Genomic DNA, 24878 nt, shown 5'->3' with positions numbered 1-24878 from the left:
CAACATTCATACTATCAATTATATCATCTATATCATTAATAATATTTAACTTTATGTTAACGCTCCATTGATATAAGCATAAAGCTAGCACCGTACAATGATTCCAGTTACATACTTAATCCTTACAGGATAAATTCAGGAGGGAATCATGAAAACAATTAAAATAAGAATGCTTATAATGCTCGTGCTCGTAAGCATCATTGCAGCAGGCTGTGGCAGCAACGCTTCACCTGCTCAAACAGGCAGCTCTCAGCCTCCAGCTTCAAATGGCGCTCCAAGCAGCAATGAACAAGCCGGCAATGCAGGAAGCAATAACGAGCAAGCATCCGAGGACACAGGTGAAAAAATATATTTGTACGGCAATGATTTCGTCGATGTCATCGGACCGCTTTTCACAGAGCAAACGGGCTATGAGCTGGAAGCTGTTCATTACGGCGGTGGAGAAGCACTTGCCAAAATCGAAGCCGAGCGCGGCAATCCACAATGGGATGTGCTGCTTATGGATGGACACGGCTCGATTCGCAGCCTTGCTGATCGCGACTTTTTACTGACGGGCTGGCAGCCGCCAGAAATAGAGTTGCTATCTGACTATGGCCAATCTGTACTTCCAGACGATTATGCTTACTTTCCAGTCGGCATCCATGCAGCAGCCGTTATTGCATACAACAAGGGGTTAGTAAGTGCTGAAGCTGCACCAAAAACGTGGGAGCAGTTTTTCTCCTTCGACGGTCCGGTTGGACATGCTGATCCTGCTGTAGCTGCACCTGCCTACCCTCTTGTTTCTGCCTTCTTCCATAAATGGGGCGTAGATGAAGCAAAAGAGTTGTATGCAAAGCGTATGAAGGACGGACTACATGTTTATCCGAAAAATGGACCTGTTGGACAAGCGCTCGTTAGTGGAGAAATTCATGTTGCTGCGCTGCAGGAGCATAATGCCTACAGCTTAAAGGAAGCTGGCGAGCCAATCGAGGTGATATGGCCGGATGAAGGCGCACCAGGCAGCCTGCGTGTTGCAGCAATTAGCAAGCATACGAAGAATCCAGCTGCGGCAAAAGCGTTCGTATCATTTATTATGCAGCCAGAAACACAGCAGCTGCTAACAACGCTGGAATCGAACGACAGCTTCTTTACGCCGATGGCAGAAGGAGTATCAACGCGAGAAGAGCGTCGCGAGGACGGAACCTTCATGTTGCCTGATGCACAATGGGCTGCAGAGCATGAGTTGGAAATCAAAACGTGGTTCGCTGACCAAAACGTGAAATAGGAGCAGCTTAGCTATGACTAGAAACGCAAGTGAGGCACGTTGGGGAGGGGGAGTAACCCTCCTCCTTGCTATTTTTATATTTTTACCGTTGCTCGCAGTGCTGCTGAATGCACTGCTGCCTGGCTTATTTTTTGGAGATTTGCAGTTTAATAAGATTACGATTCTCGGTGAGCTGTTTCAACGGCCACTATGGCGTCAGTCGCTGCTTAATTCCGTTACGCTTGCCGGAGGTGCTGCAACACTTGGCACAGTTATAGGTGGCGTGCTTGCGTGGCTGCGTTCCCAGTGGGACTTTGCAACAGGACGCTTGCTGGATGCCGCAGTGTGGGTACTGCTAATCGTGCCATCCTTTATGATCGCTCAAGGCTGGGTTTTGTTTGCAGGGGCTGGCGGCATGGCCAATCAATCGCTTGGGATGCCATGGATTACATCCTTTATTTTTACGCCGGTAGGGCTGACCTTTGTGATGGCCCTCAGCAAATTCCCGCTCGCTTATTTGACCATATTGGCAGCAACCGAGTGGAATGTTCGCCAGTTTGGTCAGGCGGCTCGACTATGTGGCGCTAAGCCATTTACCGTATGGCGCACTATCTACCTGCCCTTATCAGCTCCGTCTATTATTGCAGGCTGGACATTGGTGTTTATGGATACGGTAGGCGACTTTGGACTACCTGCTGCATTATCGACTGTCTATAAGTTTCCGACATTGCCTTATTCCATCTATAGCGCTCTCTATCAATCACCTGTTCGTTTTGATATGGCTGGTGTGCTGGCGCTTTACCTTGTTGCGATATTGGCCATTGCGATGGCGATCTTAATTACTGCGTTGCGCCGCTCACGCTTCGACTTTTTGAATGCACGCGCGGTGCATACGGTTAAAAAGCGTCCTCGCAGAGCATGGGCCATCAACAGCGGAGTAGTTGCTTTTCTACTGCTTTGTGCAGGCATTCCGCTGCTTACCAGTGTTGCGGTTTCATTTATGGAGCGCATGGGCGATGGTTTTGTCTGGAGCAATCTTTCTCTGCGGCACTATAAGGAGGTACTGTTTGGCATGGACGGTGATCATCGCCTGCTTAGCTTCTGGCATGGTCTGCTGCACTCGCTCACGATTGCTGTTATCGCCGCTGTGATCAGTATGGTGATTGGTTTTATTGTAGCGTATGTCATTACATTTACAGAGTCGCGTTTTAGATCCTATCTGCAGCTTTTCTCGATCCTGTCGCTGGCAGTTCCAGGCGTTGTGCTTGGAATCGGTTATATCTTCATCTGGAATCAAAAGTGGCTGGAGCCGCTTGGTCTTCATTTGTACGGCAAGCCAGCGCTATTAGTGATCGCGGCTGTTGCAGGAGCTATTCCTTATGCGGTCAGGGTGCAGCTAGGCTCATTTGCAAATTTGTCTCATACGATGCTGAAGGCTGCTGCTGTGCAAGGCGCGGGAATTGGAGCAAGAATGCGAGAAATCGTGCTGCCGCTGGCGCGTCAATCGATCCTTATCGCAAGTTTGGCAGCAATGGGTACAAGCGTATTTGACCTAGCTCTGTCCTCTATGCTCCAGCCGCCTAATTTTGTGCTAATGCCGCTAGTTATTGATCGCGCATTTGAATTTGCCAGATATGGCTACGCAACAGCGGCTACCGTCATTAGCGGTCTTGTCGTCATTATTTTAATCTTGTCGGTTCAGGCGGCGGGCAAGACACTGTTCGGCAAACTAGATCGTCCACAGGGAGGAACTAAACGATGAACCCTATACTATCACTGGAGCAGGTGAGCAAATCATTTGGCGAAACGTCCGTGCTGCACCCGATTTCATTCGACCTGCAGCGCGGTGAACGCATCTGCATTCTAGGTCCCTCGGGCTGCGGCAAATCTACGCTGCTGCAAATGGTTGCTGGCTTGACGCAAGCGAGCAGCGGCTCTCTCTTCATTGACGGTCAGCCCGTTGAACAAGGCTCGCATTATGTACCGCCGGAAAAGCGTCCGATCAATATGGTTTTCCAGGATTATGCCTTGTGGCCGCATATGACGGTTCGGCAAAATATGGCCTACGGCTTAAAACGCCAGAAGGTGAGCAAGCAGGAATTGGATGCACGTCTTGAGCGCTTGCAGAAGCTGCTGAGACTGGAGGGCCTGCTCGATCGTCGTCCATCCGAGCTGTCTGGCGGACAGCAGCAGCGTGTTGGCATTGCGCGTGCATTGGCGACTGAGCCATCTATTCTACTAATGGATGAACCATTGTCCAATCTCGATATTAAGCTTCGTACCGACATGCGAAATGAACTGGCTTCCCTGCTTGGACAGCTGTCGATCGCTACGCTGTATGTAACTCACGATATGATGGAGGCGTTCGCTATTGCCGATCGCATCTTGGTGCTGCGTGATGGTGCAATCGATCAATTGGCGAAGCCAAATGAGCTCTTCGAACGCCCGGCCTCTCCTTGGGTGGCGCAGCTTATGGGCTACCATAATCGGTTGGATGCGGTCGTATGGCCTAAGGAACAACAGAACACGGGCGCTGCGGTGCAATTATCTGAAGCTACCATCGTCGGTGTAGTTAGCAGCATAACTGGCTCGCCATCTGACAAGCAAGGCACGATCATGCTTCATCCTGAATCAATTACGGTGCTGGATGAAGGCGAACCGCTGACATTAGCTTCTGGCATCTACCCCGCTGATCAGGCGGCTTGCTATGTTGGTGCGGATGCTATGAAGCGAGGTGAACGTTATAATCTGCTTGCTGCCCAAGTACAGCAAGCGATTTATGAAGGGGTTCGCTGGCGCTTGATTGTAAGGCTTAAGGATGGACAGCTTGTCCATACACTTCATGAGCGAGCTTGCCCTGCTGGACAGCAGGTGCGCTTGCTGTTTCCTGCTGAGCGAACGATGATTTATATACTTGAACATTAAGGGGATTAACAGAATTAATGGGAAGAATATTAGCAGTATCTGATGTGCACGGCTATGGACCGCTGCTCATGCGGCTGCTGCAGGAAGCCCGCTACGATGCTGGCTGCGACAGACTTTATCTATTAGGTGATTGGGTGAACAAAGGACCAGACTCGCTAGGAACGCTGCAGCTTGTGAAGCAATTAATTGCTGAGGGTGCAATCGGTATTCAAGGCAATAATGAACGTAAATGGCTACAGCATATTCCTCCTGAGCTGGGCCTGACCGTGCAAGAGCAGGCAGAGATTCAAAGCTGGCTTGCTGCTCTGCCGCTATGGGCAACGGATGAACAGTATGTATTTGTTCATGCAGGGCTTCGGCCTGGTGTACCGCTAGCCGAGCAGTCGCCATCAGACTTAACGGAAATAAGAGAAAAATTCTTCTCCTCACCTCCACTGGATGCACATACCATCGTATTCGGACATACGCCTACCTTTCGCTTGGGGTCCTCGGTAGGGCGACTGTGGCTAGATACAGGGAAAATTGGAGTAGATACTGGAGCAGGACACGGCTGCAGCTTGAGCCTCGTAGACCTGACCAATCGCTGCCAATACGCAATAGACGTAACTGCGCCTATGCACGTAAACCTTATAACAGACTGGTAGCATAGGTGTTATTAATAGATGCTGTTGGGAGCCGATTGCTATTGAAACATCCGTTCAGCTTGATTGCTCTGCGGTTGCTGCATAAGGCTGTTGGCGCATATGCCAGCAGCCTTTTGCTTTTTATCAAATTTTTCTTAATTGCTCTGCCCTCCCCTCGTCTCTTGTGGCCTCTTCGCATTTTTTCGCGTCTGCATGTTACCGGGGTATGCTTAAAGGCTTGCTGCTGTAATTTTACGAATTTTCATAAATAAGTTTGCGGCAAACAACATATCCTATACATAGGCAACCCCTATAGAAGAAGCTCACAACAAGCAGTTTTTTGACACATATAGTCATGATCATGCCTCCAAATTTGAGGATTCTGCGAAATTATTTTATTAATTTGCCACAATATCGAGAAATTTGGCACAAGAATAGAGACGATTTCAACATATTAGGCTATAATAGAGGTAACAGCTTAGGCTAGTTATGAATGCTCGCCAACTGTTTCCTCGCCAAGCAAATGAAATTCATTTGCTGGTTTTGTTGTGAGTAGGTTTTGATCGTACTCTTGCTCATTCATTTTTTGGAAGCAGGATGACCGTTTCATTTCAAAAAAGTGAAATTTATCACAATGCATAGAACTATTCTGTGATATGGTGAACATAATCATTCATAATTAGCTTTGACGATTAAAAATCGGCTAAAGTAGTTTTATTTAAAGGAGACCTGGATATGTCAGAAACAAACACACAAACGCAATCTGCAGTAACTCCGAGTCAGCAAGCTCTTCTTGAGAAGCTGTCTAACCCGGAAGTACAGGCGTCATTGAACACGCTAGTGGATCAATTGCCACAGCTAACTGAACTTGTGGACACTCTAACAAAATCCTATGCATTCACTAAGCAGCTAGCGAATGACGAAGTGTTCAAAAACGACATCGTGAGTGCAACGACTGAAATTGTTGGTCCAGTTATTGAAGGCGCAAGAGGTATTGCCCTTAATGCTGTTGAAGCAAAAGATCGCGCTGAGAAAAGCGACGAAGTAATCGGTGTTTTCGGACTAATGAAAATGATGAAGGATCCGCAAGCTCAAAAGCTTTTCCGCTTCATCAATGCTTACTTGCAAGTTGCTAACGAGCGTTCTAATCAAAAATAATCGAAACCATTTATCGTATGGACGGAGGACTAGCTATGTCTAAACATATTGTCATCTTGGGTGCAGGTTATGGCGGCATTCTTGCAGCGCAATCTGTTCGCAAATATATGGACAAAACTCAAGCAAAGGTTACAGTTGTTAACCAATTCCCTACTCACCAAATTATTACGGAGCTTCATCGTCTTGCTGGCGGTACAATCAATGAGGAAGCTGTTGCTATCCCACTGAAAACTTTGCTAAAAGACTATGATGTTAACCTTAAAATTGCGAAAGTTAATTCTTTCTCTGTAGACAGCAAGGAAGTTTCGCTTTCTGACGGTTCTACACTTTCTTATGATGCACTTGTTGTTTCTCTAGGCAGCCAAACAGGATACTTCGGCATCCCAGGTCTTGAAGAAAACAGCATGGTACTTAAATCTGTTGATGATGCGAACAAAATCAACAAGCATATCGAAGATCGCATCAAAGCTTATGCACAAACGAAAAATGAAGCTGATGCAACAATCGTTATCGGCGGCGGAGGTCTAACAGGTGTTGAGCTTGTTGGTGAAATCGTGGATAACTTCCCGAACATCGCTAAAAAATACGGTGTTCAGTTCCATGAATTAAAAATCAAGCTGATCGAGGCTGGACCGAAAATTCTTCCAGTGCTTCCAGATCATTTGATCGAGCGTGCAACTGAAAGCCTTGCGAAACGCGGCGTAGAATTTATTACAGGCGTTCCGGTAACGGGCGTTGTTGGCAACAAAATCGAGCTTAAAACAGGTGAAACGATTGAATCGAACACATTCGTATGGACAGGCGGCGTTGCTGCACTTCCGATCGTTGCTGAATCTGGTCTTGAATGCGACCGTGGTAAAGCAGCAGTAAACGAGTTCCTTCAATCCAAGTCTCATAACGACGTATTCGTAGTTGGTGATGCTGCACTTGCATTCCCTGAGGACGGCGGACGTCCTTATGCTCCAACTGCACAAAATGCTTGGCAAATGGGCGAGCTTGCAGGCTACAACCTGTTCGCATATTTCAACGGCAAGGCAATGGAGAAATTCAATCCAGTTAACTCTGGTACCCTTGCTTCTCTAGGCCGTAAAGATGCTGTTGCTACCGTTGGTGCAAGCAATACATCGCTAAAAGGTCTATCTGCTACGCTAATGAAGGAAGCAAGTAATATCCGTTACTTGTCTCATATTCATTCCATGCGTACAGTGCTTCATACTAAACTGTAAGAATCAGCAATGAATTTATCTATGCAGCCATCCTGTCAGCTTCGACAAGATGGCTGCTTTTATTTGCAACCATAGCGCAATAGGAGAAATGCTTCATGAATCAAAAACAATGGTCTTCGGGCCTGATGTCTGCCCTAATGGCATGTACAGGTGGCGCCATTCTGGTCGTACATAGTGCGAATCATTTTGGATATAGCGAGCGCCAGCTGCTCACCTGGCTGTTTGTATGCTATACGGTGGCAGGACTTTTTAATTTGCTGATCGCCTGGCGCTATAGGATGCCGTTCGCAGGTGCTCACTCAATCACATCCATTGCATTTCTAAGCACAGCCTCTGTTCAGCTTACGCTGCCGCAGCTCGCTGGCAGTTTCGTCATGTCGGGTATTATCGTACTGCTGCTCGGTGTAACCGGCATATTTAACGTGTTGTTTAAGCATATTCCAAGACCTGTAATTGATGCGATGCTTGCAGGCATTATCGCGCATTTTGTTATCGAGCTCGTACCTGCCTTTCAAGCCAACCCGATTGTTGGATTGCTTGCTGTAATCGGATTTTTTGTAACACCTCGATTATTCAAGGTACTGCCCGCTATCGTCGGTGTCATCGTGCTCGGGTTGATTGGGCTGCTTATCACCTATTCCTTCCCTGCTGCCCAGAAGCTAAGCTTTCAGCTGCCGCAGCTCATTGCGCCTGAATTTACATGGCAAGGCTTGATCTCTATTGCGATTCCAATTAGTGTACTGGTGCTGAGCAACGATATTGCCGTGGCGATGGCCGCCTTAAATAAGCAGGATTATCAGCCTCCTGTCAATCGCATTATTTCGCTGTCAGGCATTGCCTCCAGCCTGTCTGGTTTTATGCTTGGCCACTCTATTAATGTTGGCGGAATGATGACAACAGTTTGCAGCAGTGACGATACGGGAGAAAAAACGCTCCGTTACCGTGCGGGTATGCTATCGAGCTTCATCTGTATACTGTTTGGATTATTCGCCTGGCTGTTTATTCCATATATCACGCTGCTGCCGGATTATTTTATTGCGATCATTATCGGTTTTTCCTTGCTAGGCATCTTCTTGAACAGCATGGGCGCAGCGTTTAGCAATCCACACTATCGCTATTCTGTCCTTGTCGCATTTGTAATCTCGATATCGGGCATCGCTATTTTCGGCATATCAGCAGCACTATGGGCGCTTGTATTGGGGACACTCGCCAGCAAACTGCTAGGCGAGCATAAACTCGTTCAGCAACGTGAACAATGAGAACACGTATTAGGTTATGAGAATCGAAGAAGGGTGGGCTTGCATTGCATAACAAGCTGGAGCAATTGGCAGCGATTATTACGAAGGCAAGGCATATTGCGGTACTATCTGGCGCAGGCATTAGTACGGCAAGCGGCATTCCAGATTTCCGCTCTGAAAACGGCATCTATACGAAGGTTGAACGTGTCGAATATTTACTATCGGAAACGTATTATTATCAACACCCTAAGCAGTTTTGGATCAGCTTTAAGGAAATCTTCCAGCTTGATCAGATGGACAGCTACAAGCCCAATGCTGCGCATGAGCTGCTCGCAGAGCTGGAGCACAAGCTGGGGAAACAAGTCACAATCATTACGCAAAATGTGGACGGTCTTCATCGCAAGGCAGGCAGCACGCATATTCTTGAAGCGCATGGCACAATCGCAAGTGCGCATTGTCCAACATGCAAGCGCAGCTATTCGCTTGCTCATGTGCTTGAGAAAGATGTGCCGCGCTGTACTATAGACAACTTTATCTTGAAGCCGGATGTTGTATTGTTCGAGGGTCGTGTTCAGCATCTGGAGGAGGCCTATGAGGCTGCTCAGAACTGTGATCTCTTTCTGACATTGGGCTCATCGCTAGAGGTGTACCCGGTTAAGGAGCTTCCTTATTACGCCTCACGGGCGGAGCGTCCAGCAACCGCCATCATCAACTTATCACCGACCTCACAGGATGAATTATTCAATATCGTCATCCACGATGAGCTCGTTGCGACATTCAGCAGGCTGCGTGAGTTGATTAAGTAGGCGCTGGATTGTGTAGATGCTGACTTAAGCTGACTGCAATAACGGACACAAGACCTTTCCTGGAAGTCATATGTTAGGCGAGCACGATTTTAAGGAAAGGTCTATGCATTGTAATGTTACTTCAATATCTCTATTGCTTCGCAAAGGTAAGCAGCGCAATTGCAGCCCGCTCTCTTCTATCCGCATCCTCGCTGCGCAGCGCCTGCTTCAACACTTCAATTGATTCCCTGATCGTTTCCTCGTCTATGAATATCGATGCTGCATGTGGATGATCCGGAGCTTGACCAGCAAGCATGCGCTCCACTTCTTCTAATGTAACAGCACTCTCATACTTCACAACCCCTTCTTCTGTCTGCATCATAGGCCGCAGCTGCTCGGATATCACTTCAAGCGAGAACGATTTAAGCCAGGTCACGCCTCTTCTATGTTGATGATGCGACAGCTCTGGGTCCTCTTTTTGTAGATCGGCACCAGCATCAGCTCCCGCTTCGACAAAGTAATAGTCGCCCAAATCACCCAAGTACGCCTTGATGCCATCGGTTGCAATGATGAGATCACTGTCCTGCATCTCGTATACAAACAGCCGCAGCCCCTTGCAATTCACAGCCTGCTCATAGGCAGCACATAGCTGTTCCCATTGCACAAACTCCACATCCTCCTCAAGCCATGGAACATCAATACTGATGTAATTTTCCCGAACATATTCAATTAGCAGCTCTGATGAAGTATGTAAACAAAATAACTGCATACCGTTTCCTCCTATATGAATTCCCTTTTGCTTCATTATAGCAAATGGCCTTTGCCAGCCCTACCTCCGTCTTAAGTCCAGTTCTCCCCTGTCAAAAGACTAGGTTCATTTACCGCCCAGGGACTGTTACGGCCACACTTATTCTCTTATACAATTAATTCATAAAGAACGCGAGCGCATGCTTCCAATGCACGTTTCAGTTACAAGGGAGCCAAGGCTTACTCGTAACCTATAGGAGGAATGAATAATGAAGAAATTATATCGTTCAACAACGAACAGCTATATGAGCGGTCTATGCGGTGGAATCGGTGAAATGCTTAATATTGATCCAACTATTATTCGAATTTTGTTTGTTGTATTGGCCTTTTGCAGCTTCGGAACTATGCTGCTTATTTACATCGTAGCCTCGATGATTGTACCAAAATCACCTTACAGCAACATTCATCACAATAATCATTTTCACTATTAATATTAAATTAGAGGAGTGACTGATCCATGGGAATTTTAAGACGAATCGTAAGTATGACGAAGGCAGCAGCTAATGAGGTATTAGACAAAATTGAAAATCCAACGATGATGATGAATCATTACTTGAGAGACATGGAAGAGCAAATTTCACAGACTGAGCAGGCTATTGCTCAGCAACAAACGCAAGAGCGCATTCTACAATCGAAGCTTGATGATTGCAACGCACAAATCGCTCACTATGAGCAAAAAGCAGAGCAAGCAATTGCAGACGGACGAGAACTTGATGCACGTATGGCGCTTGAAGCGAAGCTGCTATATACCGAGCAATACGAGCAGAACGCCAAGCTTCAGCAATTAGCAGCTCATGCTGTGGTTGAATTGAAGCAGCGCGTAGAAGATTTGAAGCAAGAGCATGAGCATTTGAAAAACAAGCGCACGGAGCTAATGACTCGTATGCAGCAATCCGGTGCAAGCAACAGCTATCCTTTTGCGAGCCAATTGCATGATCAATCGGCAACACAGGGCTTCAACCGCATCGAACAAAAAATAATGGAATGGGAAGCTCAGCAAGAAATTTCTCAGACCCATTATAGCTATGCTGCTTCTGCCAGCAACACAGAGCAGCAGCAACAATTGCGTGCGGCTCACGTAGATCAAGAGCTTCAAAGATTACTGCAAAAGCAAGAGTCCAAAAACGAAGCTCAACAATCCTAAAAGCAACTTCAACATAGTGTATAAAAAAGATGACTTCTTCTTCATGAGGAAGTCATCTTTTTGCTCCTAGCTTCTAGATGCATTATTACTGTGCTATGAGGTGCTTTACAAATGATTTTTGATTTGCTAGAATAGCACCAGTTAATTGTTAACCAATTTATATCAATTTTAGGTTAACAATTAACGATTTGTGAATACGAATATTCGATTATCTTTTCGATATCATGTGTAGGGGGGCTATGATGATCATTACAGGTTCATGGCAGGAGCTTGCTGATAAAGCAATACGCGGCGATCAGTTAACGATGGAGGAAGGTTTATCGGTTTTAACGGCTGACAACGACGAGTTGCTGCCGCTTATGCAGGCAACGTTTCATGTAAGAAAGCATTATTTCGGCAAAAAGGTAAAGCTGAACATGATCATTAATGCGAAAAGCGGCTTATGTCCCGAGGATTGCGGGTATTGCTCGCAATCGATCGTGTCGACTGCGCCTATCCCAAAGTACAGCATGCTGGATAAAGAAACGCTGCTTGCGGGAGCTCGTGAGGCATTAGCGCGTCAAGCCGGTACATATTGCATCGTGGCATCAGGCAAAGGACCAACTGAACGCGAGCTGGATCAGGTAGTCGAGGCCGTGAAGGAAATTCGCCAAACGATGCCGCTTAAAATTTGTGCTTGTCTCGGTATTTTGAGAAAAGGTCAAGCCGAGCGGTTGGCTGAGGCTGGTGTGCATCGCTACAATCATAATCTGAATACAAGCAAATCGAATTATCCATCCATTACATCAACTCATACCTATGACCAGCGTGTTGAAACAGTCAAGAAAGCTAAAGCCGTTGGGTTGTCGCCTTGCTCGGGCATCATTGTCGGCATGGGTGAAACCTATGAAGAAATTGTCCAGATGGCGCTCGCTCTGCGTGAGCTCGACGCAGACTCTATTCCAATTAATTTCCTGAACGCCATCCCTGGAACACCGATGGAAACCGCAGGACGAACCAAGCCTATGAAAGCACTCAAAGTGCTCGCTTTATTCCGATTCATCTGCCCTTCCAAGGAAATTCGAGTTGCCGGCGGTCGCGAGATAAACCTGCGATCATTGCAACCGCTTGCGCTGTATGCCGCAAATTCTATTTTTGTTGGAGACTATTTAACGACAAAAGGACAGGACGTGACAACCGATCATCACATCATCGAGGATTTAGGCTTTGAGATTGAGTTATGTGCGCTGTAATAAATTGAATCTGCGATTAAAAACGTTCATAATAGTAATCATCGTTCAACCTACAATGTGAAAGGAGAACATGAATACACTATGCCGAAAAGATTCGCCAATTTAGACGGCTCCACAAACGCTAAGTCCTTCTCCCAGCTTCGTCAGTGGCAAAAGGAGCGGCGCTCGAAGAAAAAGGATTTTACATTCGTAGTACCTCGCGTCTCGCCAAGCACTGAGCTGCTAGCTAATAACAGCGGGCAATCATCTGTAACATTTATTGGGCATTCTACTTTTATGGTGCAGCTTGGCGGGTTGAACATCGTAACCGATCCTGTATGGGCTACGCGAATGGGATTAGGAGCAAGACTAACAGCGCCCGGTGTGCCTCTTGAGCAAATGCCTCCGATTGATGTCGTGGTGCTGTCGCATGCTCACTATGATCATCTGCATCTAGGCAGCCTGCGCCGATTGTCAGGTGATTTTGTCATGCTCGTTCCGGAAGGTCTGGGGGCGTGGATGAAACGAAAAGGCTTTTCGCGTGTAGAGGAATTTTCGTGGTGGCAGACGAAGCAAATTGGCGAGGTAGACTTTTCCTTTGTGCCAGCCAAGCATTGGACGAGACGCACACCTTGGGATATGAATACATCGCACTGGGGAGGCTGGATCATGCAGCATGAGCAGAATTGTCTCTACTTTGCTGGTGACAGCGGCTACGATGAAGGTCTATTCAAGGAAATAGGAAGTCGCTTCGATTCCATCGATGTTGCCTTGATGCCGATTGGCGCATATGAACCGGAGTGGTTTATGCGTGATTCGCATATGTCGCCAGAGGAAGCGGTGCAATCCTTCCTCGATGTTCGTGCAAGCATATTTGTGCCGATGCATTATGACGCCTTTCACCTTGCTGATGATACGCCTAAGGAAGCATTGGATCGACTCCTTGCGGAATGGAAACGTCGCGAACTTTCACCTGAGAGTCTATGGACGATGGAGCTTGGCAGGACGCAGCTCTGGAAAGATTAAATAGGAATAGCAAATGAATTGGGCTATACAAATACATGATTACACCTAGTCAAACTTTACATAAATCAATACGTTAAAAGACCTCAATCTGAGGTCTTTTAACGTATCATTCCGGTCAATCAGTGAGGATTTGAAATAACGTCAAAGGCTTGTTCGCGTCTAATTTAATGTATTTACTTTCATCTCTAATAACAAGCTCTACTTTATCTTTATTCGGGCTTAGCCACAGTTCATAAAGGTATAGTCAGGAGGACGTATCATTTCTATTTCGGCTATCTCCCAACGGATATGGTCTACTATTTCTCTCACCTTTTGAACCTGTTCTGCATCATAAATTTCCTTAAATGATTCGTACTTAGGTTCATCACCAATTCTTTTGTGAACTTTAATATGTTGTTGTGTTTCCGTGCACACACATTAAAAAGATCCTTTTTCCAAACACACATACTTGGTGATGGATAAAAGGATCTTCTTGTCTATATTCATGTATTACGTTTACAGCTTCGCTTAAGCTTCCTTCACGATACAGAAACCCCAGCCCTTCAGAACGATTTGCTCGCCGGAGCCTATTGTACGTTTATCCAACAACTCCAGACCATCCTTGCCCGCATAAGCGACCCTTTGCGTCTCAGCGGTGTAATTCAAGTAGAAACGCACCTTCTGCCCTGCCTCATTATACGAGGTTTTTAAAGTCACCCCTTGTGGCAGCCTTTGCTCTGCGCTAATTTTACCAGCCTGTTCAAGCACCTGCTCAAGCACGAGCTGCAGCTTGTCGCCTGCTATTTTCGCGCCGATATAGGTTGCTGTCCCTTTTCCGTAGCGATTGCGGGTAATAGCCGCATAGTTGCCCCATTGCGGATGCTGATACGTGGCAAGCACCTCGACATCAGCACTTATCGGAGTAAGCAGCTCCATCCATGTCGATACAGACTGTTCACAGCTAAGTACCTCATAGCCCTGCTTACCGCGCAGCCCCACATCCTTCGGTTGAATGAACATTTGATAGTTAACACCGCACGCCTTCTCAATAATGCCCGGCTGCGCAGTCGTGCGCACCTTAACCGCTTCGCTCGCAAAGCCGCTCTTAAAGGAGTACACAACATGTCCGCCCTTTTCAACATACGTGTTAAGCATATGCAGCAGCGAATCACTCGCCGCATATAAGCCAGGGACGACAATGACATCGTAGCGCTCAAGCTCCTGCTCTGTCACATATGGCGATAGCATATCACATTCCACATTCAGCCTGAATAACTCATCATACATCCAGCGTACAATATCGTTGTAATTGCTGCCATCAGGAAACTTGAACCATTCAATCGCCGTTAGCGCTTCGTTGCTCACCAGCATGGCCACTTTGTTACGCTTATGCAAATCAACCAGCTCATTGGACAGACGAGCAAAATCAGCTCCAACTGTTTTCGCTTCATTATAGACGGGATTGGGTTGCAAATCATGCGACAGCAGACCCTTCCAATACGTTTCAAATGAGTTATGAATTGAATGCCAGTGCCAGTAGGAAACCATATTGGCGCCCGAAGCGATATGACTGAAAGCCAGCAACCGCAGCTGTCCAGGATAAGGCGTCCAATGTGGAAAGGCTTGTGCCTGAGTTTCCAATACGAGATAGTTGCTTCCTTTCAATGATCGTGTTACATCGCCGCCGAAGGAAATTTCAATGCCAGTCAGCTCATCCTGAGATGGATGGTAGATGTCCACTCCCGCAATATCAAACGGTGCAGCAGCAGCAAAATGGTCAACTGAAGGCTGTACACCAAAGGAATAGCCGCGCCATTCAAAATCAAAGTTTTGCGTCACAAACTGTCCTTCACCTTTATATTCATTAACGATTGCCACCTGCCAAGCCAGAAACTCGGTAACAAGCTGACGTTGAAACCGTTCAAATTCAGCGCCCAAGCTGCCATTAATCGTTCCGACAACGGAGGGAAAGTCTTCCCAGCTATTGATGCGATTACTCCAATAATCCAAGCCTAGCGCATCGTTCAACGCTTCAATGCTTCCATACTTATGTCGCATATGCTTAATAAAGCGATGCTGCACATTATCGCCAGCCGTTCCGTAATGCTTCGTCTCATTATCAACTTGATAGCCAATGACCGCTGGATGACGGCTTACACGACCAATCAGCTTGCGAATGATACGTTCTGCATAAAACAAATAAACCGGATGAGTGATGTCCATAATTTGCCGCGCACCGTATTTCCCTTGCCCTTGCTTCGTCGTTGCAAGCACATCGGGATGCTCCTTGACCATCCATGTCGGAATAGCATAGGTAGGTGTACCTACAATAACGGAAATGCCCGCTTCATACATCGCATCAAGGACACGGTCAACCGAGCTAAAGTCGAATACGCCGTTTTGCGGCTCATGCGTGCTCCAGGTTGATTCGGCAATACGCACGACATTGATGCCAGCCTCTTTCATCAGTCGAATATCCTCGTGCAACCGTTCATAAGGCATATATTCATCATAGTAGGCTACGCCATAATAAAGCTTCTTCATCTATTTCACCTTCTCTTTTACATTTCAAGTGCTAATCACGTATAGCCTGAGCTTGCTACAAGCACTACACTACCCCTTCACCGCGCCTTCTGTAATCCCTTCCATAATGTATCGCTGGAAAAACGCGTAAATAACTAGAACTGGAATAGCCGTCAGCACAAGTGAAGCTAATATAAGCGCCCACTCCTTGTTATACTCGCCGAACAGCACATTCGTTGACAAAATCAACGTATATTGACTCGTATCTGTAATCATAATGAGCGGCAGCAAAAAGTCATTCCATATCCATAGAAAATCAAGAATTGCGATGGTGACCGTAATGGGAAGCAGCAGCGGAAAAATGATTTTGAAATACATTTTGACCTCTCCGCAGCCATCCATATACGCCGCCTCCTCCAGCTCACGCGGAATTGATTTGACAAAGCCGTGATATAGAAACACCGCCATATTGACGCCCAGCCCAATATAAATGAGCGACAAGCCATAGATGCTGCCCGATGCGTGCAGCAACTTCGCCATGCGCGTAAGCGGAATCATAATCGAGTGAAACGGGACGAGCATGGAGGCAATAAACAATACAAACAAAAATCCGCTCAATCGCCCTGGCGTGCGCGACAGCTTATAGCCTGCCAGCGATGCGCAAAACAGGATGCCAAGTATACCGAGAATCGAAACCGTCGCTGAATTCAGCGAGCTGCTTAGCATGTTAAGTCGAGTGAAAGCTTCAACATAATTGGCAAAGCTGATTGACTGAGGCAGCGCGATAAACGAGCGGAACATCTCTCCGTCGCTCTTAAAGGAGTTGAGCACTGCCATATAGATTGGAAACAGTGAAATGAGCGAGCCAAGTGTTAAAAATAAGTTGACGCCCCAAGAAACCAGTCGTTTCCTTCTCATGATTCAATCTCCTTTCGCTTCGTCAATCTTAGCTGAATCATTGTAAATACAAGCACAATGATAAACAATATGACAGATTTTGCACTCGCATAACCATAACGATAGTTGTTCGAGAATGCTTCCTCGAATATGTTCATCGTAATCACCTGCGTGCTGCGGCCTGGTCCGCCGCCTGTCAAGCCGTAAACAACTTCATATACCTTAAATGCGCCATTTAGCGTCAAAAACATGCAAATGGTTATAGCATGAGTAATCATTGGAAGGGTAACATGCCAAAATTGCTGATATATGTTGGCGCCATCGATGACAGCAGCCTCCTTCAAATGCTGCGGCACGCCCTGCAAGCCTGCCAAATAAATAATCATCATATAGCCGACGCCATTCCACAGTGACACAATCAATATAGCAAGGAATGAAAACTTCGGATCGCCAATCCACGCCTGGCCTAAAAAAGTGAGGATCGTTCGCTCGGCAAGCTGTGGAAACACTTGGGTGAAAATAAACGTCCACATGAACGCGCTAATAATTAAGCTGAGCATATTCGGCATAAAAAACAATGTGCGAAACAGCCCTTTGCTTTTGCTGCGTGATTCGATCAATACAGCGATAAGCAATGCAATAACATTTTGAAAAATAACCATGCACACAACATACTTCAGCGTGAACCAGATAGAATCAAGGAAATAAGGGTCCTCTGTAAAAAGCTCAACAAAATTGTCCAGTCCAACAAATGAATAGCTGGTGTTCAAACCATTCCAGTTCGTCAAGCTGTAATACAAGCCGTTAATTGTTGGAATTAACAAAAATAGAGCATACAATATAAATGCAGGCGCGACAAACGCGAGTAATGAAACATATTTTCTATAGCCTTTCTGTACCATCTGCCTGCTCCTTTCCTATTCGTTCTCAAAAACTTGAGAGTAAGAAAGCCAAAGAAGCATGTTCTCTGGCTTTCTTTCAAAGAATAATTTATTGATTGACTTTATTGAATGACTTCCACGCTTTGTCCAGCGCGTCAAGCACTTCATCCTGCGTCATTTGACCCGCGAAATAGGATTGCAAGCCTTTGCCTACCTCATCCTTCACGGCTTGCGGAATTGAAGGGTCCTGATACGCCTTGCCCGCTTTAACGTATACGGTCGCATCATCTACCCACGGATAGCTTTTATACGTATGAACCGTAGCAGTCGGGTTAAACATTAATGATTCGAACAAGCCGCTGGAATACTCCTCACTCATAACAAAGTTCAGAAACGCTTTGGCTACATCCTTGTTTTTACTACTTTGAGACACAGCAAGAGTAGTAGAAGCACTTAAATTAATTAGCGTTGCATTCGGGTCATCATTAATTGGAAGCGGCGCAACACCGAAATTCATATCAGGATTGGATTTCAGAATCGTCTCCGCATACCAAGGGCCTTGCAGCCACATTGCCGCCTCGCCAGCAGCAAACTTGGCTGCCCCGTCGTCTCCACCAACCTCAAGTGCGCGATCCGTGCCGTATTCATTAATCAAATCCATGACTGTGAACATTTCCTTCATTTCCTGAAAAGAGCCCTCGTCCTTGTTCATGCGATCAATAAAGTCCTCATTTCCTGTTTTCATCAACGCTCCTACTGCAAGCGGCAGAACAAGCTGTGGAATCCATGATTCTTTATAGGATAGCAAAAACGGTGTAACGTCATGTGATTGCAATTGCTCAGCAATCTCTCTTAGCTCTGTAACGGTGTTAGGTACTTCAAGATTGTACTGCTCGAATATATCCTTGTTGTACAGATACCCCCATGACATCGTCTCCAGTGGTACGCCAACCACTTTGCCATCTGTTGTCGTTACGGATTTTCTAACATCCTCCAGCAAGCTGTCAACAAACGGCTGATCAGACAAATCCTCCAAGTATCCTGCCTTGTGGAAGGTTGGCAGCTCATTAATCGCATGCAGCGAGAATACGTCTGGCGCATCGTTTGAAGCCAAGCGCGTTTTCAAAATCTGTGCCGCATTGTCAGTATTTGGAAGTTCTAGCTGTATCGTCACATCCCTATTTTGTTCCTTCATCATGGCAGTAAAATCGGCTGCCAGCTTATCGTATTGCTCCTTAAAGCGCGGCTGAGCAATAAATACCTTTAACGTAACGCTTTTGCCAGTTGATCCTACATTGCTGCCCGTAGGATCGGAATTGCTGCTTGTTCCGCTATTGCTTGTTCCGCAGCCTGCCAATAATGCGGCAACGAGTGTCAGAGACATCATAAGGCTTGTTGTTTTTTTCATTTTTATTGACCTCCCAAATGATTTGGTTACGCTTTCATTATAAGATTGCGCTTACATTTTGGAATTGGACAGAATTAATCACTTGGATTGGATTATTTTAAACCTCGTGCTGCTTTCTCATTTCACCAGGTGCAATCCCAAAGTATTTGCGAAAAACTCGATAGAAATAAGAAATGTCCTCATAGCCAATGGACTCCGCTATTTCCTTGATCGATAGCTTGCCTTCTTCGATTTTCAGTCTCGCCTCTTCCATTCTGAGCTGCATAATATAGTCAGTCACGCTTATGCCAAGCTCCTGCTTGAACTGTTTGCTCAAATACTCCTTGCTAACAAAAAATACGCCCGCAAGCTCCTCAAGCATCAGCGGCTCTTTTGCATGCTGCTCAATATAGCTCTTTACATCGAGCAAATTAAGCTTGGTTTTGTACTTGCGCTGCTCAATCAATTGCTGGAGCAGCTGCATGAAGAACGCTGTCAGCTCATCCCATTCCAGCCTTAGCAAAGCATCTGTCTTGGGCTGTACCGCCAGTGCAAGATTATGCTTCTCGCTCAGCTCCTGTGCAAAGCGCAGCAGTTCGTCCATGAGCTGCTGCCGCAGACTGGCAGGAAGCTGCTGCTTCACCCATTTGGCCTCCATTTGGATAAAAAGCTGCTCTAATTGCTCCGCTTGCAGCTTTTGAAAAGTCTGTTCTATGCTTCGCTTATACGCATCCATGACATAAACAAGCGATACATCGACAACCGCCTGCTGTTGCTGCAGCACCTCACGGCATTTGCGCAGCGCTTCATTCAAGGCGGCACCGTCGATTGGCTTGAGCATATATTCAACAGCATTGCAGCGCAGTGCTTTTCTCGCGTATTCAAAATCATCATAGCCGCTAATAACAATCAACTGCATGTCAGGATAATGCTCTCTAATATATTCCATCAGCTTGCCGCCATCAACGCCCGGCATTTTCATATCTGTTATAACAAGCTGCAGTGAATGCTGCTGTAAATAGGCTATAGCCTCAGCCCCATCATCTGCTTCGCATACGATTTTCATATTAAGCTCTTCCCATGCGCCAAAGCGCTTGACGATTTCACGGTTCCACGGCTCATCATCAACCAGCATGACTGAAATCATTGTAAATCCCCCTTAGCTGATGCAGGTATTTTAACGATCACTTCTGTTCCGTACTGCTCAACGCTGTTCACTTCAATGCCATAGCGGCTGCCAAATTGAATATGAATTCTTGAAGCAATATTGGCGAGTCCGATTTGCTTCCCGCTTGTCCACAGCCCCTTATCGTTGAACACTAAGCGTGCACGCAATTGCGCAAGCTGCTGACTATCCATCCCAATTCCGTTGTCACGTATAGAAATACAAAGCACATCGACTTCAAGCCGCGTGGAAATGTGAAGCTGCCAGCTCCCTTGCTTCGGCTCTAGTCCATGAAAAAATGCATTTTCTACAATCGGCTGCAGCGTTAGCTTGGGCAAGCGAACCTGCAAAAAGCGTTCATCGCATTCCACGCTTATTTTGAGCCGCTCGCCAAATCGCTGCTCCTGGATCATGACATAATTTTGCAAATGCTTCAGCTCAGCCTCCAGCGTCGTCAGCTCATCGGGCTCCCGCAGCACATAACGGAACATGTCACTCAGCGAACGAATCATTTGGTAGCTTTGCTCTGGTGAGCTGCTGTACACCATACTGCCGATCATTTGCATCGTATTTTGAATAAAATGCGGATTAATTTGTGCTTGCAGGGCGCGCAGCTCGGCATTTTTTTTATCCAGCTCCATCTGGTATTCATTCAATATATGCTCTTGAATGCGCGTTTGCATATTATACAGCTTGACCTCCAGCAGTCCGATTTCATCAACTCTTGTGCTGACGGGCTGCTCCTGTCTGCGCATGAAGCTTAAGCCTCGCATGGATTGTGCCAACCGCACAATCGGCTTGGAAATTTGCCAGCCGAGAAATGCTGCGATAACCATCGAAAGCGCTGCGGAGACGAGGCCAACAATAAGTCCGTACTTCATCGTTTGAATCGAGCTTTGGTGAACAAAGCTTTTTGGAATGACCTTTATAAGCGTCAGCTTGATCGCCGAGCTTGTATAGTGAAAAATATAGGCGTCATCCGCTGCAAAATAGAATGGCCCGCCTGTGGACTTCTGCACCTGCTGCACCTGTCTCCATATGTCAGCCGACAGCTCCTCGCCAGTTGACTGATAGAGCAGCTCGCCGCTCTCATTCACGAGCAAAACCGGGTGATTGCTGCCCTGATTAAGCAAATCAAGTGTTTGATCCATCATACTCCAGCGTACATCTAGTGAAAAATAGCCTAGCTTCTGCCGATTTTCAAATCGGTTGATGCTGCGGATCATGCGAAACTTGCCTGAATCCTCCTCATCGGTGTTCAGCATAAAGTCCTTGTCCTGCTCAACAAGCTCGGTGAATACTTCTGGAGCAGTCGTCAGCGAATTGACAGATGCTTCATAAGAATTGTAGCGATACAGCTTTTTCCGTTCATCGACATAGATATCTACTCCAACCATATAATTTCCTGCTGAATAGTACATATTCGTTATCAGGTTCGTAATATTGCGCTGATCATTGTATTGCTCTGAAAGCGACTGATTGTCATAATTCGATAAATAAGCTGACATATCAGGATGAATCAATGCAGAATAAACTAAGCTATTGAGCTGGTCAAACTGCTGATCCAAATAAATACCCGTCCATTTCATATTCGAGAGATTCGTTTGGATCACCTGATCCTCCATTGCCTGCCGCGAATTGTTGGTCGCTAGCAACGTTACGGCTATCGTTGGCGGAATGACAAGACATACCATCGTAATAATAAGCCGTGTCCTGATGCTGCGCTTAAATGGCTGCAACAGGCTTTGGATTATAGCGTGTAACCGCTGTCTCACCACATTACACCCACCCTCCTGTGCGACTTTGACTTTAGTAAAGCAACTATAGCAGACGATGCTCCGCAAGTACATATGTATGCAGCAGCCAGTACATGTAAAATGCTTCCTGGTATAATTCACATTAAAACGTTAAATACAACAAAAAATCCTCCAAATGCCTACTTTACGATGTGCCTCTCTTGTTATCCAAGGCGAGACAAGCTCTAATGTAGAGCGGTTTGAAGGATTAAAAACAGCTGTGCTAGACGTTGTCTTAGGAAAGCACAATCGTATGGAAGGATTCTGGCTCCATCGTACGCTGCAGCAGTCTGCCATTGCCCAGCTCAATTGAAATGATACGTTCATCTTTAAACGGATTGGTTAGCACAATGACGTGAGCACCCTGCTCATTACGGAATGCAAGCGCGTTGCCTGACCAAGACCCCTGCAAGCCTAAGCGTGCTGCACCCGCTCCGACATAATGTGCAAAGTGCTTCATCACATAATATTCCGGATTGAGGCTATATTGCTGATGCTGCGGATCGATTGTGACCATGCTGTTTTGCTTCCAGCCCCATGTGCTCATCCCCGATGGCTCCAGCGCCATATTCCAGTAAATATAGCCGTTTACGCCATTAATAAAGTAATGATGATACAGGTTAAAGACATAGCGAGCATAAAACCACGTGTTTTCTCCATCACCACATTCATTTTCCGTTTGCATGTATTGCAGCTCAGGATAGCTCATTTGCGTACGCTGAATAGCGTACTTGCCTGCCCATTGATAACCGACACCCTTCACGTACTGATAGGCTTCAGGATCGCTTAATACAATATTGGCGTATCCGTTAAAATCCGTTTCCTTCTTCTTCAGCCATTCATCCCAAGCCTCTGGTGCATTGATCGTGCCCAGCCATATCTCACTTGCAATGCTATGCTGCTTAAACGCTGGACCCAAGTAGTCGCGAATAAACACTTTAAGCTGCTCGCCTGTCCAGACGCAGGATGGAAACTTCTGATCGGCGACAACCTCGTTTTGCACATGAATTTGGTGAATCGTAATCCCTTCTGCGGCATAGGCCTGTACGAACCGCACAAAATATAGTGCGTAGGCCTGCAGCACCTCGGGCTCGAAGCGAAGCGTGCCATAGTTGTAAGCTCTCGGAAACTTCATCCACGTTGGCGGGCTCCACGGAGAAGCAAACAGCTTAAGCTGCGGATTGCGCTTTAGTGCCTCCTTAATATATGGAATCAAATACTGCTTGTCCCGTTCAATTGAAAAATGCTCCATCGCATAATCCTCATCCGTCTCATTCAAGCTGTACCAATCAAGCGCATAATCGCTTGCTCCAATCGGAAGACGGCATATGTCAAAACGCTGATCGCTTGTTGGCAAGAACAGCCGATCAAGCAGCTTCTCGCGCTCCTCTTCCGGCAGCTTTTGCAGGGCGATGTAACCCAGCTCATTGAAGCAGCCGCCAAAGCCCAAAAGCTTTTGGTGCTCAATGTCGGTCAAACGGAGCGCGCTGCTTTCTCCCTGTACTACTTGAAAGTCATGCTTTTCCTGCCATTGCTGTTGCTCTGTGCTTGTAATCCATACCACATTATCCATAAACATGATCCTCCTATAATGTTTGAGTAGATTGCCTTAATATAAAATTAGCTATAGTATAATAGAAAGCGCTCTCCAGCAAGAGGGAGTAACTCAAGTAGAATTTACCCAAATCCGAGGTGAATCATAATGGACTCTGCTATAAATGACTATCCCAATCCGTTCAGCCACGCCAGTCCTGCCGCTTACAACAAGCGACCTGTCAATAAAACCAGCAGCGAACAGTCAGCTTACCAGTGGCTGCCAAGCATTGATTGGAACATTAAATTTTACGGTGGGCATGTGCAGCAGGTTGGCAAGGGCTGGTCTGCGCCGTTGGAAGCGCATATTGGCTTTGAAATCTTGCTTGTACTTGCTGGCCGGCAAGCTACAACGATTTACGGCAGGCAGTTCGAGCTTACACAAGGGGACATTATAATCATTCCGTCAGGCATCGAGCACCTGAACCACTGTGAGCATAATGATGGCTTGACCTATTTCTGCGCCCATTTCCATATTGATGATCCACTGTTCCGTATCCAGCTGCTCCGCCAGCAGCAGCTTATTTATCGCAACGGCACAGAGCCGAACAAGCAATTGCAGCTCATCATCAACAAATGGCTGGAGATGTTCAAGACCGAGCATGCTTATACAAGCACTGATCATTTTCAGATGCAGATGGTGCTGTTCGAGCTATGCGTTGCCCTTACTCGTTTAGTCGAGCAGTCCGAAACAAGCACAAGCGGCGGCACACGCTATCTTGCTCCTACAGCGATCCATTATGCGAAAATGATCGCCGAGCGGCTAAAGCTGTATTTCAATCAGCATGCGGCTAGCCAAAACGAGATCAGCCTAGCAGATTTAAAGGTGGAGGCTCTCATCGAATCAATTGGCATTAGCAGCGGCTATGGGCTTGAGGTATTCCGAAGTGTATACGGTATTTCACCACGTAAATATTTATCAGAGCTAAAGCTTCAAGAAGCTAAGGCGTTAATCCAGCAAGCACATTTATCTCTGACAGACATTGCCGAGCGATTAGGCTACAGCCATCTGTCACATTTTAGCCGCCAGTTCAAACGCTGGACCGGAATCAGTCCGCTGGAGTACCGCGAGCAGCTCTAACCGAATCTTATGACTCTACTATTGACAACTGAAATATCGCTTATCAGCAATGATAGGATTACGATAATTAAAAAAACGGGGTGCTCCAAAAGATAAATGGATGCATCCCGTTTTTTGCTGTCTAATTGATAAAATAACAGCACTCCAGCATTTTTACTTTTCGATATGATTTTCACCTGCTGAGCGTTCA

At 46.4% G+C, this 24878-nt stretch carries 21 protein-coding genes; 13 read left to right on the top strand and 8 right to left on the bottom strand.

Annotated elements, in window-relative coordinates:
• Positions 1-148: 148 nt before the first annotated feature.
• The 8 genes from ACFP56_RS12625 (at position 149) to ACFP56_RS12590 (ending at position 9219) form a co-directional block, all read left to right on the top strand.
• Positions 149-1264 (top strand): extracellular solute-binding protein, encoded by a 1116-nt coding sequence (locus ACFP56_RS12625; protein WP_379234972.1) that lies wholly within the window; start codon positions 149-151, stop codon positions 1262-1264.
• A 13-nt stretch (positions 1265-1277) separates the two neighbouring features.
• Entirely contained in the window at positions 1278-3005 is a 1728-nt protein-coding gene (locus ACFP56_RS12620) for an ABC transporter permease (RefSeq protein WP_379234970.1), read from the top strand.
• Positions 3002-4168: an ABC transporter ATP-binding protein gene (locus ACFP56_RS12615; RefSeq protein ID WP_379234968.1), complete on the top strand. Its 1167-nt coding sequence runs from the start codon at positions 3002-3004 to the stop codon at positions 4166-4168. Before ACFP56_RS12620 ends, ACFP56_RS12615 begins: the two co-directional genes overlap by 4 nt.
• Before the next feature lie 17 nt (positions 4169-4185).
• Positions 4186-4812 carry a metallophosphoesterase family protein gene (locus ACFP56_RS12610; RefSeq protein ID WP_379234966.1) on the top strand — a complete coding sequence of 209 codons (627 nt, stop codon included), beginning with the start codon at positions 4186-4188 and terminating at the stop codon, positions 4810-4812.
• Positions 4813-5526: 714 nt separating this feature from the next.
• The gene (locus ACFP56_RS12605; protein WP_379234964.1) at positions 5527-5949 is read left to right on the top strand and encodes a DUF1641 domain-containing protein; all 423 of its coding nucleotides are present in this window, start codon (positions 5527-5529) and stop codon (positions 5947-5949) included.
• A gap of 35 nt (positions 5950-5984) precedes the next feature.
• Complete coding sequence (locus ACFP56_RS12600; protein WP_379234962.1) at positions 5985-7175, top strand: NAD(P)/FAD-dependent oxidoreductase; 1191 nt, start codon at positions 5985-5987, stop codon at positions 7173-7175.
• A 95-nt stretch (positions 7176-7270) separates the two neighbouring features.
• The gene (locus tag ACFP56_RS12595) at positions 7271-8434 is read left to right on the top strand and encodes a benzoate/H(+) symporter BenE family transporter (protein ID WP_379234960.1); all 1164 of its coding nucleotides are present in this window, start codon (positions 7271-7273) and stop codon (positions 8432-8434) included.
• A gap of 44 nt (positions 8435-8478) precedes the next feature.
• On the top strand, positions 8479-9219 hold the full coding sequence (locus ACFP56_RS12590; protein WP_379234958.1) for an NAD-dependent protein deacylase: 741 nt from the start codon (positions 8479-8481) through the stop codon (positions 9217-9219).
• Positions 9220-9349: 130 nt separating this feature from the next.
• Here ACFP56_RS12590 and ACFP56_RS12585 read toward each other — a convergent pair whose 3' ends face one another.
• On the bottom strand, positions 9350-9967 hold the full coding sequence (locus ACFP56_RS12585; RefSeq protein ID WP_379234956.1) for a hypothetical protein: 618 nt from the start codon (positions 9965-9967) through the stop codon (positions 9350-9352).
• Positions 9968-10214: 247 nt separating this feature from the next.
• Here ACFP56_RS12585 and ACFP56_RS12580 point away from each other — a divergent pair, with 247 nt between their 5' ends.
• The 4 genes from ACFP56_RS12580 (at position 10215) to ACFP56_RS12565 (ending at position 13386) form a co-directional block, all read left to right on the top strand.
• Entirely contained in the window at positions 10215-10436 is a 222-nt protein-coding gene (locus tag ACFP56_RS12580; RefSeq protein ID WP_379234954.1) for a PspC domain-containing protein, read from the top strand.
• 26 nt (positions 10437-10462) lie between these two features.
• Positions 10463-11149: a PspA/IM30 family protein gene (locus ACFP56_RS12575; protein WP_379234952.1), complete on the top strand. Its 687-nt coding sequence runs from the start codon at positions 10463-10465 to the stop codon at positions 11147-11149.
• A gap of 242 nt (positions 11150-11391) precedes the next feature.
• Complete coding sequence (gene bioB / locus ACFP56_RS12570) at positions 11392-12381, top strand: biotin synthase BioB (protein WP_379234950.1); 990 nt, start codon at positions 11392-11394, stop codon at positions 12379-12381.
• An 81-nt stretch (positions 12382-12462) separates the two neighbouring features.
• Positions 12463-13386: an MBL fold metallo-hydrolase gene (locus tag ACFP56_RS12565; RefSeq protein ID WP_379234948.1), complete on the top strand. Its 924-nt coding sequence runs from the start codon at positions 12463-12465 to the stop codon at positions 13384-13386.
• A 507-nt stretch (positions 13387-13893) separates the two neighbouring features.
• Here ACFP56_RS12565 and ACFP56_RS12560 read toward each other — a convergent pair.
• From ACFP56_RS12560 to ACFP56_RS12530, 7 genes are all read right to left on the bottom strand, one after another.
• Positions 13894-15909 carry a beta-galactosidase gene (locus ACFP56_RS12560; RefSeq protein WP_379234946.1) on the bottom strand — a complete coding sequence of 672 codons (2016 nt, stop codon included), beginning with the start codon at positions 15907-15909 and terminating at the stop codon, positions 13894-13896.
• A gap of 69 nt (positions 15910-15978) precedes the next feature.
• Positions 15979-16806, bottom strand: coding sequence for a carbohydrate ABC transporter permease (locus ACFP56_RS12555; RefSeq protein ID WP_379234944.1), 828 nt, complete (start codon positions 16804-16806; stop codon positions 15979-15981).
• A complete protein-coding gene (locus ACFP56_RS12550) occupies positions 16803-17687 on the bottom strand; it encodes a carbohydrate ABC transporter permease (protein ID WP_379234942.1) in 885 nt (294 codons plus the stop codon). Before ACFP56_RS12550 ends, ACFP56_RS12555 begins: the two co-directional genes overlap by 4 nt.
• 88 nt (positions 17688-17775) lie before the next feature.
• Positions 17776-19074 carry an ABC transporter substrate-binding protein gene (locus ACFP56_RS12545; RefSeq protein ID WP_379234940.1) on the bottom strand — a complete coding sequence of 433 codons (1299 nt, stop codon included), beginning with the start codon at positions 19072-19074 and terminating at the stop codon, positions 17776-17778.
• Between the two features lie 97 nt (positions 19075-19171).
• The gene (locus ACFP56_RS12540) at positions 19172-20200 is read right to left on the bottom strand and encodes a response regulator (RefSeq protein WP_379234937.1); all 1029 of its coding nucleotides are present in this window, start codon (positions 20198-20200) and stop codon (positions 19172-19174) included.
• Entirely contained in the window at positions 20197-21993 is a 1797-nt protein-coding gene (locus ACFP56_RS12535; protein ID WP_379234935.1) for a sensor histidine kinase, read from the bottom strand. The genes ACFP56_RS12540 and ACFP56_RS12535 overlap by 4 nt, the downstream gene beginning before the upstream one ends.
• 256 nt (positions 21994-22249) lie before the next feature.
• Positions 22250-23593: a glycoside hydrolase family 30 protein gene (locus ACFP56_RS12530; protein WP_379234933.1), complete on the bottom strand. Its 1344-nt coding sequence runs from the start codon at positions 23591-23593 to the stop codon at positions 22250-22252.
• A 123-nt stretch (positions 23594-23716) separates the two neighbouring features.
• On the opposite strand from ACFP56_RS12530, the gene ACFP56_RS12525 reads away from it, so the two are divergent.
• Positions 23717-24688, top strand: a complete 972-nt coding sequence (locus ACFP56_RS12525; RefSeq protein WP_379234930.1) for a helix-turn-helix domain-containing protein — start codon at positions 23717-23719, stop codon at positions 24686-24688.
• Positions 24689-24878 lie beyond the last annotated feature (190 nt).

The organism is Paenibacillus septentrionalis, from assembly GCF_042659865.1.
GTDB classification, from domain to species: Bacteria; Bacillota; Bacilli; order Paenibacillales; family Paenibacillaceae; genus Pristimantibacillus; species Pristimantibacillus septentrionalis.
This window is presented reverse-complemented; position numbering and strand designations above follow the sequence as displayed.